This window comes from Pseudomonas sp. 20-5, from assembly GCF_056782835.1.
This window is the reverse complement of the sequence record NZ_CM165584.1, coordinates 2,508,393-2,517,545: the sequence shown is the minus strand read 5'-3', so window position 1 is coordinate 2,517,545 and position 9,153 is coordinate 2,508,393. Positions and strand designations below refer to the sequence as shown.

Annotated in this window: 10 protein-coding genes and 2 pseudogenes; 5 read left to right on the top strand and 7 right to left on the bottom strand. The window is 68.4% G+C overall.

The window, feature by feature from the left end:
* Window positions 1-24 precede the first annotated feature (24 nt).
* Together AC1RB9_RS11980 and AC1RB9_RS11975 are read left to right on the top strand one after the other, a co-directional pair.
* A pseudogene (locus AC1RB9_RS11980) lies at window positions 25-1,311 on the top strand (methyl-accepting chemotaxis protein); the annotation flags it as partial.
* A gap of 321 nt (window positions 1,312-1,632) precedes the next feature.
* A pseudogene (locus AC1RB9_RS11975) lies at window positions 1,633-2,169 on the top strand (methyl-accepting chemotaxis protein); the annotation flags it as partial.
* Window positions 2,170-2,173: 4 nt separating this feature from the next.
* Here the strand turns inward: AC1RB9_RS11975 and AC1RB9_RS11970 are convergent.
* From AC1RB9_RS11970 to AC1RB9_RS11950, 5 genes are all read right to left on the bottom strand, one after another.
* Window positions 2,174-2,482 carry a hypothetical protein gene (locus AC1RB9_RS11970; protein ID WP_003097699.1) on the bottom strand — a complete coding sequence of 103 codons (309 nt, stop codon included), beginning with the start codon at window positions 2,480-2,482 and terminating at the stop codon, window positions 2,174-2,176.
* A gap of 90 nt (window positions 2,483-2,572) precedes the next feature.
* Window positions 2,573-3,910 carry a two-component system sensor histidine kinase CarS gene (carS, locus tag AC1RB9_RS11965; RefSeq protein WP_003090493.1) on the bottom strand — a complete coding sequence of 446 codons (1,338 nt, stop codon included), beginning with the start codon at window positions 3,908-3,910 and terminating at the stop codon, window positions 2,573-2,575.
* Window positions 3,907-4,578, bottom strand: coding sequence for a two-component system response regulator CarR (gene carR / locus AC1RB9_RS11960; protein ID WP_003090494.1), 672 nt, complete (start codon window positions 4,576-4,578; stop codon window positions 3,907-3,909). The genes carS and carR overlap by 4 nt, the downstream gene beginning before the upstream one ends.
* Window positions 4,578-4,892 carry a PepSY domain-containing protein gene (locus AC1RB9_RS11955; RefSeq protein ID WP_003097704.1) on the bottom strand — a complete coding sequence of 105 codons (315 nt, stop codon included), beginning with the start codon at window positions 4,890-4,892 and terminating at the stop codon, window positions 4,578-4,580. The genes carR and AC1RB9_RS11955 overlap by 1 nt, the downstream gene beginning before the upstream one ends.
* Window positions 4,892-5,200, bottom strand: a complete 309-nt coding sequence (locus tag AC1RB9_RS11950) for a PepSY domain-containing protein (RefSeq protein ID WP_003090497.1) — start codon at window positions 5,198-5,200, stop codon at window positions 4,892-4,894. Before AC1RB9_RS11950 ends, AC1RB9_RS11955 begins: the two co-directional genes overlap by 1 nt.
* Before the next feature lie 214 nt (window positions 5,201-5,414).
* On the opposite strand from AC1RB9_RS11950, the gene AC1RB9_RS11945 reads away from it, so the two are divergent.
* From AC1RB9_RS11945 to AC1RB9_RS11935, 3 genes are read left to right on the top strand one after another with little or no spacing between them, the layout of a single operon-like run.
* The gene (locus AC1RB9_RS11945; RefSeq protein WP_003143813.1) at window positions 5,415-6,497 is read left to right on the top strand and encodes a patatin-like phospholipase domain-containing protein; all 1,083 of its coding nucleotides are present in this window, start codon (window positions 5,415-5,417) and stop codon (window positions 6,495-6,497) included.
* Window positions 6,498-6,523: 26 nt separating this feature from the next.
* On the top strand, window positions 6,524-7,417 hold the full coding sequence (locus AC1RB9_RS11940; protein WP_003143812.1) for a hypothetical protein: 894 nt from the start codon (window positions 6,524-6,526) through the stop codon (window positions 7,415-7,417).
* Window positions 7,401-7,667: a YfeK family protein gene (locus AC1RB9_RS11935; RefSeq protein WP_003090500.1), complete on the top strand. Its 267-nt coding sequence runs from the start codon at window positions 7,401-7,403 to the stop codon at window positions 7,665-7,667. The genes AC1RB9_RS11940 and AC1RB9_RS11935 overlap by 17 nt, the downstream gene beginning before the upstream one ends.
* Here AC1RB9_RS11935 and AC1RB9_RS11930 read toward each other — a convergent pair whose 3' ends face one another.
* Window positions 7,668-8,861 carry an NnrS family protein gene (locus tag AC1RB9_RS11930; protein ID WP_003122598.1) on the bottom strand — a complete coding sequence of 398 codons (1,194 nt, stop codon included), beginning with the start codon at window positions 8,859-8,861 and terminating at the stop codon, window positions 7,668-7,670.
* Window positions 8,848-9,105, bottom strand: coding sequence for a psl/pyoverdine operon transcriptional regulator PpyR (gene ppyR / locus AC1RB9_RS11925; RefSeq protein ID WP_003090502.1), 258 nt, complete (start codon window positions 9,103-9,105; stop codon window positions 8,848-8,850). Before ppyR ends, AC1RB9_RS11930 begins: the two co-directional genes overlap by 14 nt.
* Window positions 9,106-9,153 lie beyond the last annotated feature (48 nt).

The window sequence follows — 9,153 nt, the reverse complement described above, 5'->3', positions numbered from 1 at the left end:
TTTCTTCGTACAAGGACCCCTCCCATGTTCCTTCGCCGCCTGTCCATCCAATGGAAGATCACCCTGCTGGCAGGGCTCTGCCTGCTCGGCGTGGTCGCCTTGCTGGTCGGCCTTTCGGTCTACCGCATGCAGCACAGCAGCGTGCTGGTGAAAAGCGCCAGTACACAGATGCTCGACGAATCGGCGCGCCTGCGCCTGGAAGCCCGCGGGGAATTGCAGGCGTTACGCATCCAGCGCTATTTCATGGATGCCTTCCAGTACGGCAAGGGCTTCTCCCGGCAGATCCTGTTCCTCCGCGACCAGGCGCAGAAGCGCTTCCTCGATGCCTACGACCTGCGCGAAGACCTGACCCGCCAGGTGCGCACCGCGCTCGCCGCCAATCCCGAGGTGCTCGGCCTGTACGTGGTCTTCGAACCCAATGCGCTGGACGGCAAGGACGAACTGTTCGTCGACCAGCCCGCCCTGGGCAGCAACGACAAGGGACGCTTCTCCCTGTACTGGGCGCAGGCCACGCCGGGACAGCTGGAATCCGAGTCGATGATCGAGTCCGAACTCGCCGACACCAGCAGCGGGCCCAGCGGCGCGGCCTACAACGCCTGGTACACCTGCCCGAAGGAAAGCGGGCAACCCTGCGTGCTCGATCCTTACTTCGACAAGGTCGGCGAACGCCAACTGCTGATGACCAGCATCGCCTTTCCCCTCGAACTGGATGGCAAGGTGATCGGCGTGATGGGCCTGGACATCAACCTGAGCAACCTGCAGGCGCTCAGCGAACAGGGCAACCGCGAACTCTACGACGGCGTCGGCCAGGTCGGCATCCTCAGCCCGGCCGGGCTGTTCGCCGGCAACAGCCGCGACGCCGGCCTGCTCGGCAAGAACCTGGCCAAGGCGGATCCGCAGCACGCCGGCGAACTCCTGCAACTGCTGGCCGCCGGCAAGAGCCGGTTGTTCAACGAGAACGACGACCTCAAGGTGCTGCAACCGTTGCAGCCGATTCCCGGCGCCAAGCCCTGGGGCGTGCTCCTCGAAGTGCCGAAGAGCGCCCTGCTCGGCCCGGCCCTGGCGCTGGAGCGGCAACTGGACGACATGCGTCGCGAAGGCACCTGGGTCGAACTGGGCCTCGGCCTCGGCGCCGCGGTGCTCGGCCTGCTGGTGCTGTGGCTGAGCGCCCGCGGCGTGACCCGGCCGATCCTCGGCGTCGCCCACATGCTGCGCGACATCGCCAGCGGCGAAGGCGACCTGACCCAGCGTCTGCCGCACACCGGGCGCGACGAGCTGGGCGAACTGGCCGGTTGGTTCAACCGTTTTCTCGACAAGCTGCAGCCGATCATCCGCGACGTGAAGGTCTCGGTGCGCGATGCGCGCAGTACCGCCGACCAGTCGGCGGCGATTTCCAGCCAGACCAGCGCCGGCATGCAGCAGCAGTTCCGCGAGATCGACCAGGTCGCCACCGCATCCCACGAGATGACCGCCACTGCCCAGGACGTCGCCCGTAGCGCCGCCCAGGCCGCCGACGCCGCGCGCGGTGCCGACCAGGCGACCCGCGACGGCCTGGCGCTGATCGACCGCACCACCCAGAGCATCGACAGCCTGGCCGCCAACCTGACCAGCGCCATGGGCCAGGTCGAGCAACTGGCCAGCAGCAGCGAGGAAATCGGTTCGGTGCTGGAAGTGATCCGCGCCATCGCCGAGCAGACCAACCTGCTGGCGCTCAACGCGGCCATCGAGGCGGCCCGCGCCGGCGACGCCGGCCGCGGCTTCGCGGTGGTCGCCGACGAAGTGCGCAACCTCGCCCGGCGCACCCAGGACTCGGTGGAACAGATCCGCGGGGTGATCGAAGGCCTGCAACAGGGCACCCGCGACGTGGTCGACGCCATGCATGGCAGCCATCGCCAGGCCCAGGGCAGCGTCGAGCAGGTGGATGAAGCGGTGGCCGCGCTGCAACGGATCGGCGAGGCGGTGACGGTGATCAACGACATGAACCTGCAGATTGCCAGCGCCGCCGAGGAACAGAGCTCGGTAGCCGAGGAGATCAACCGCAATGTCGCGGCGATCCGTGACGTCACCGAGTCGCTGTCAAGCCAGGCCGAGGAATCGGCCCAGGTCAGTCAGTCGCTGAACCGCCTGGCCAACCACCAGCAGGGCCTGATGGAACAGTTCAAGGCCTGACCGTTCACGGCCTGAATAGCGCCGGGGGGCCGTAGGTCCCCCAGATCGCCAGGCGGGCCAGCGAGCGCAGCCAGCCACGCAGACGCGCCGGGGCTCCCGCCTCGGCCACCTTCGCTGCCGCTGTCCCGGCCTGTCGCGGCTCGCCGCGCTCGCTGCGCAACGCGTTTTCCACGGCCTGCTCGTAGCGAGCCTGCGCGGGTAACCGCGGCGACCGCCCCTCCTCTCGCTGTCCACTGGACTCGCCCAACAGGAACACCAGCACCGGCAGCATCAGCGCCCAGCGCCAGCGGCCCGTACCCGTCCGCCGTTTCATCGTCCAAGACCTCCTTGCAAGAAGCCCGGGATGCTAGGGAAAGCGCAGGAGGAAATCTTGCCGGGACTGTCGGCAAATGGTGAAGAACTGTTAAGCCCTGGCGGCGCGGCCGCTCTTCTGCAACGGCAACTCGACGCTCACCCGCAGGCCGCCCAGCGGGCTGTCCTCGAGACTCAGGCGGCCACCGCAGGCCTCGGCGATGTCGCGCGCGATGCCCAGGCCCAGGCCATGGCCGCTGACCTGCTCGTCGAGCCGGGTACCCCGCTCGAGCACCGCCTGGCGCTGGTCGGGGAGGATGCCGGGGCCGTCATCGTCGACCTTCAGGCGGACCATGCCCTCGCCCTGCGCGACAGTCAGGCGGACTTCGCTATCGGCCCACTTGCAGGCGTTGTCCAGCAGATTGCCGAGCATCTCCAGCAGGTCCTCGCGGTCCCATGGCAGGCGCAGCCCCGGTGGCGCGCTCCAGCTCACCTGCAGGTGCGGGCCGTGGATCAGGCGCAGGGTGTCGCACAGCGACGGCAACTCCTCGGCGCAATCGAAATGTGCGCCAGGCAGCGCTTCGCCGACCAGGCGGGCCTTGCCCAACTCGCGACCGAGGCGCTGCTGGATCTGTTCCAGCTGTTCGCGCAGGACCTGTTGCAACTCCGGCTGGCGCGCCATCTCCTCGCGCTCGGCGAGGCTGACCAGCACCGCCAGCGGCGTCTTCAGGGCGTGACCGAGGTTGCCCAGGGCGTTGCGCGAACGCTTCAGGGTCTCCTCGGTGTGCGCCAGCAGGTGGTTGATCTGCTCCACCAGCGGCTCCAGTTCCTCGGGAGCCTGGTTGTCCAGTTGGCTACGCTGGCCCTGCTGCAGCTGGGCGATCTGCAGGCGCACCTCCTCCAGCGGACGCAGCGAACGACGCACGGTCAGGCGCTGCAACAGCAATACCAGGAGCAGCGCCAGGGCGCCGGCGCCCAGACCCATCCACTGCACACGGGCGAAGCTTTCCAGGATCGGCGTATAGTCCTGCGCCACCACGATCCGCAGCTTCTGGCCCATGCGCTTGTAGTGGCCGCGGAACACCAGCAGTCGCTGCTCCTCGGGCCCATCGACCAGGCCCTGCACCAGCCCTTTCTTGTGCGGCACTTCCAGCTCGCTGTCCCACAGGGAGCGTGAGCGCCAGGTGTCCTTTTCCAGCTCGATGACGAAATAGCGCCCGGAATACGGGCGCTGGAACGCCGGGTTGAGGCGTTGCTCGTCCAGTTGCATGCCGTTCGGCCCGCGCACCATGGCCACCAGCAGGTTCTCCGCCTCCTCGCGCAGATTGCCGGCGAAATAGCGCCGCAGGCCCTGGTCGAACAGCCACAGGCCGGTCTGCGCGAGGACCAGCCCGACCACCAGCAGCACCGCGAACAGGCCGACGCTCAGGCGCCGCTGGATCGACCTCATCCGGCGGCCACCCCGGCGTAGCGGTAGCCCTGGCCACGGCGGGTCTCGATCACCTCGCGGCCGAGCTTGCGCCGCAGGTGGTTGACGTGGACCTCGATGACGTTGGAATCGCGTTCGGTCTCGCCGTCGTACAGATGCTCGGCCAGGTGCCCCTTGGACAGGACCTGGCCGGGGTGCAGCATGAAATAGCGCAGCAGGCGGAATTCGGCGGCGGTCAGGTCGACGTCGGCGCCGTTCAGGCACACGCACTGGCGCTGCTCGTCCAGGCGCAGCCCGGCGGCCTCCAGCTGGCTCTGGTTGGCCAGCCCATGGGCGCGGCGCAACAGGGCCTGGATGCGCAAGGCCAGCTCTTCCGGATGGAACGGCTTGGTCAGGTAGTCGTCGGCACCGGCCTTGAGCCCATCGATGCGTTCGGCCCAGGAACCGCGCGCGGTGAGGATCAGCACCGGAGTCGCGAGTCCCAGCCCACGCCACTCCTGGAGTATCTCCAGGCCGGGACGCCCGGGCAGGCCGAGGTCGAGGATGATCAGGTCGTAGGGTTCGCTGGCGCCCTGCACCGCCGCGTCGCGGCCGTCGGCCAGCCAGTCCACCGCGTAGCCCTGGCGGGTCAGGCTGGCCATCAGTTCGTCGGCCAGGGGAACGTGATCCTCAACCAGCAGCAACCGCATCAGTCGTCTTCCTCGTCCTTCAGGATGCGGCCGTTGCGGGCATCCAGTTCCAGTTCACGCACGACGCCGTCGCGGGTGAGCAGCTCCACCTCGTAGACATACACGTCGTCTTCCTCTTCCAGCTCGACCTCCAGCAGGCGCGCCCCGGGGTAACGCCCCAGGGCTTCCTGCATGAGGGATTCGAGCGGCTGTATCACACCGTCCTGGCGCAGGCGCAGGACCTCGTCCTGGTCCAGGTCGCGCGCCATCGCTTCGAGGCTGATGACCGCCAGGACCAGTGCGACGATCCCGGCGTAGCGCATGAGCCACTTCATCAGTCGTCCTGGTGGTCCTTGAGCACGGCGCCGGTAGCGGCATCCAGCTCCAGGTCCCATTTCACGCCCTGCGGGTCGCGCAACTCGACCTGGTAGATGTAGCGGCCGTATTCCTCTTCCAGCTCGGTATCGTGGACGCTCGAGCCGGGATGCTTGGCGATGGCGTTCTTGTTCAGCTCTTCGAAGGACTTGATGGTCCCGGCGTCACGCAGCTTCAGCGCCTCGTCCGGGCCGAGGTCGCGGGCCTGGGCCAGGCCGGCAGTCAGGGCGATGGCGGTGGCGGCGAACAGGGCAGTCAGTTTCTTCATGGGAATCTCTCCGTGGGAATCAATCGTGTTGCTTTCGACGGTTTGCAGATTAACCGGGCGCTCTTAATTGAAGCTGAATTTGCCGCAAGGACATGGCCGGGGCGCGCCATAGGGTAACGGAAAGCCTCTGCGATGGGGCTCGCCGGCGTTCGAAAGCGCTTGGTCCTGCGACAACTCGTCCTATAATCGCCGGTCCGCAAGGGAGAAGACCAGCATGCCAGCCATCCAGATCAAGTCCCCCGCACTGACCCTCAAGGCCGGTCGCCGCGCCCTCGCCCGCATCCGCGAGCGCGGCCTGCAGCCGACCGACGTCGGCATCGTCCCCGGTGCCGCCGGCGGGCCAAAGGCGCTGGGCATCCAGGGACTGGACCTGGCGATCTTCGGCGAGTGGCTGCCGCGCGCCCCGCGCGAACGCTCGCTGATCGGCGCCTCCATCGGTTCCTGGCGCTTCGCCAGCGCCTGCCTGCCCGACGCCGTGGCCGGCCTCACCCGCCTCGGCGAGCTGTACACCCGGCAGCGTTTTCCCAAAGGCGTGAGCATCGCCGAAGTCTCGCGCAAGTGCGCGGCGATGCTCGACGACCTGCTCGCCGGCCAGGACGCGCGGATCCTCGACAACCCGCTGTACCGCCTCAACGTGGTGGTGGTGAAGAGCCACGGGCGCCTCGCCCACGACCACAAGGCCAGCCTCGGCCTGGGGCTGTCCTCGGTGATCCGCGACAACCTGATCGGCCGCCGCCACCTGCACCGCCACTTCGAACGGGTGATCCTGCATGACGCCCGCCAGGCGCCGCCGCTGGCCGCGCTGACCGACTTCCCGTCGCGCTACCTGCACCTGGACGGCGGCAACCTGCGCCAGGCGCTGCTCGCCTCCGGCTCGATCCCGATGGTCATGGAAGGCGTCCGCGACCTGCCTGGCGCCGGCCCCGGCACCTACCGCGACGGCGGCCTGCTCGACTACCATCTCGACCTGCCCTACGAGGACCGCGGCGTGGTGCTCTACCCGCACTTCACCGACAAGGTGATCCCCGGCTGGTTCGACAAGGGCTTGCCCTGGCGCCGTGGCGACGCCGGGCGCCTGCAGGACGTGCTGCTGCTGGCGCCGTCGCGCGAGTACCTGGCGCGCCTGCCGCACGCCAAGCTGCCGGACCGCAAGGACTTCACCCGCTACCTCGGCGACGACGACGGCCGCGAGCGCTACTGGCGCCAGGCGATGGCGGAAAGCCGCAGGCTCGGCGACGAATTCCTCGAACTGGTCGACGGCGGCCGGCTCGGCGAACGCCTGCAAGCGCTGGACTGAGCCGCCACCGACGAGAAGGATCCTGCATGAAACTGGCCGTAGCGCTGATCCACGGCATCGGCGACCAGCCCGATAGCCGCGACGAGGACGGTCTGCACAGCTACGCCCGCGAACTGGTGGCGGCGCTGCGCCGACGTCTCGGCGCGGAAGCCGGCGAGGTGGCCTTCCAGAGCCTGTACTGGGCCAGCGTACTGGACGCCCGCGAGCTGGCCTACCTCAAGCGCATTGAGCGCGAGCCGCTGGGCTGGCGCTGGCTGCGCCGGGCGGTGACGCTATTCCTCGGCGACGCCAGCGGCTACCGCAAGGTCAGCGCCGCCTACGACACCACCTACCAGCAGGTCCACCAGCACGTGCGCAGCGGGATCATGGCCCTGCGCGCGAAAGTCGGGCCGCAGACGCCGCTGGTGATCCTCGCCCACTCCCTGGGCGGGCACATCGTATCCAACTTCATCTGGGACCAGCAGAAACTCAACCGCACGCCGAGTTGCTCGATCGACCCCTTCCTCGGCCTGGAAACCCTGGCCGGGCTGGTCACCTTCGGTTGTAACATCCCGCTGTTCACCTTCGCCTACGAGAAGGTCTGTCCGATCCGCTTTCCCGGCCACTGCCTGACCCCGGCGATCCGCCAGCAGGCACGCTGGCTGAACGTCTACGCGCCGGCCGATCCGCTCGGCTATCCGCTGCGGCCGTTGCAGAACTACGCCGCGGTCGTCCACGAGGACCTCGCCCTGCCGGTCGGTCCCTGGTACAAGCGGCACACCCCGTTGAGCCACATGGAGTACTGGAACGATGCGCGCTTTCACGATTACCTGGCGGACTACCTGCGCCGCCTGTTGGCTGCTGGCCTCGAGCCTGCCGGCGCTGGCCACGCCCTCCCCGCAGGCGAGCCAGGAGATCGGCCGCTTGCTGAGCTTTGTTGAAGACAGCGGCTGCACCTTCATCCGCAACGGCAGCGAATACCCGGCCGCGGAGGCCCGCGCCCACCTGCAGAAGAAGCTCGACTACCTGGAGCGCAAGGATCTGGTCGCCAGCAGCGAGGACTTCATCGAGCGCGCCGCGACCCAGAGCAGCCTCAGCGGCAAGCCCTACCAGGTGCGCTGCGCCGGGCAGACGCGCAACTCCGCCGACTGGCTGAACCAGGAGCTGCGGCGTCTGCGGCAAGCCCCCTAATCAACCGGGATGGCCGTCGACCCGCGGACGACACAGCATCGGCGCATAGAACCAGGCGAACAGCAGGAACGCCAAAGCCCACAGTCCGCCTGCCAGGGGCAGCGCCCAGTTCGCCGGCAACAGGCTGGGCAGGAACACCCGCGCCGCGCAGCCGAGATTGAGCAGAGCGAAAGCCCAGGGCATCGCTGCCGGCGGTTGCAGCGCGCGACCGGTATGGCCGAGAGTGACCCGTGCCAGCATCGCCAGGATCAACCCGCCCATGCCGCCCACCGCCAGCGCGTGCAGCGCCTGGCTCGGCGCCAGCGCCAGGCCCAGGCTCCAGAGCGCCATGCCAAGCGGCGCCACGGCGATCCAGAAATATGCCAGGTGCAGAGACCAGAGCAGCGGCACCTGCCAGATGCCGCGATCGCGCCAACGCCACAGGCGCCACAGTTGCGCACCACCGAGGGCGGCGAACAGTCCTGCAAGCCAGGGCGTCGGCTGCGTCGTGACGCCCGCGGCGGTGAGCAGCGCCACCAGCACGCAGCCCAGCAGGATGCCATTGTCCAGCCAGGCGATCGCCGGCACCTGCTGCTGACGGCCGAGACCGCGCTGGGTGAAGAACGGGATCACCCGCCCGCCGATCAGGTTCATCATCCCGGCGATCAGCCATAGCGCGGCGATGGAGGCACGCCGTTGCCAGTCGTCGTTGCCCTCGAACAGGCCGAGCAGGACCAGGGCGTCGGCCAGGGTCAACAGCAGCAACAGGCCCACCACCGGGTAATTGCGCTTCTGCCGCACCCGCCACAGGCTGCGACCGATAGCCCAGGCCAATAGCGGCAGGAAGCTCAGTTGCAGCACCAGCAGCAGCGCCAGCGGCGCATCGAATAGCCAGGCCAGGCGCGCCGCCAGCCAGAGCCCGGCGAGCAGGGCCAAGGGTTTGCCCTGCAGGCCGGGTACGCCGGTCCAGGTCTGCACGGCGGTCAACAGGAAGCCGGCGATGATCGCCACGCCGAAACCGAAGAGCATTTCGTGACGATGCCAGGCCAGCCAGCCACCGACCGGTTGCCAGCCGCTCCAGAGCCCGGCCAGCGCCGCTAGCCAAAGCGCGATGGCGAGGACCGCGAACAGCGCGCCGCCGAGGAAGAACGGGCGGAAGCCCAGGCGCCAGATCGGCGGTATGGCCATCAGCCTGGAACGATCAAGCACTTGCACAGCAGACCTCCCAACCGGGTCGACGCATGCGGAACAGCGCGCTCAGGCGCATCACGTAGCCGATCTTCAACAGGGTCGGGCCGAGGATCACCAGCGCATGGGAAAACACCAGCGCCGGCATGTTCAGGTAGCGGTCGAGGAAATAGGCGGCGATCACGCCGGCGACGAGCAGCGCCAGGCCGGCCGCCAGCAGCCCGTGACCGATCCGCAGCACCCGCCGTGGACAATCGAACAGAGCGTTCATCTCGATCTCCTTTTTCCGAAAAAGGGCCGACGCACCTCGCGCCGGCCC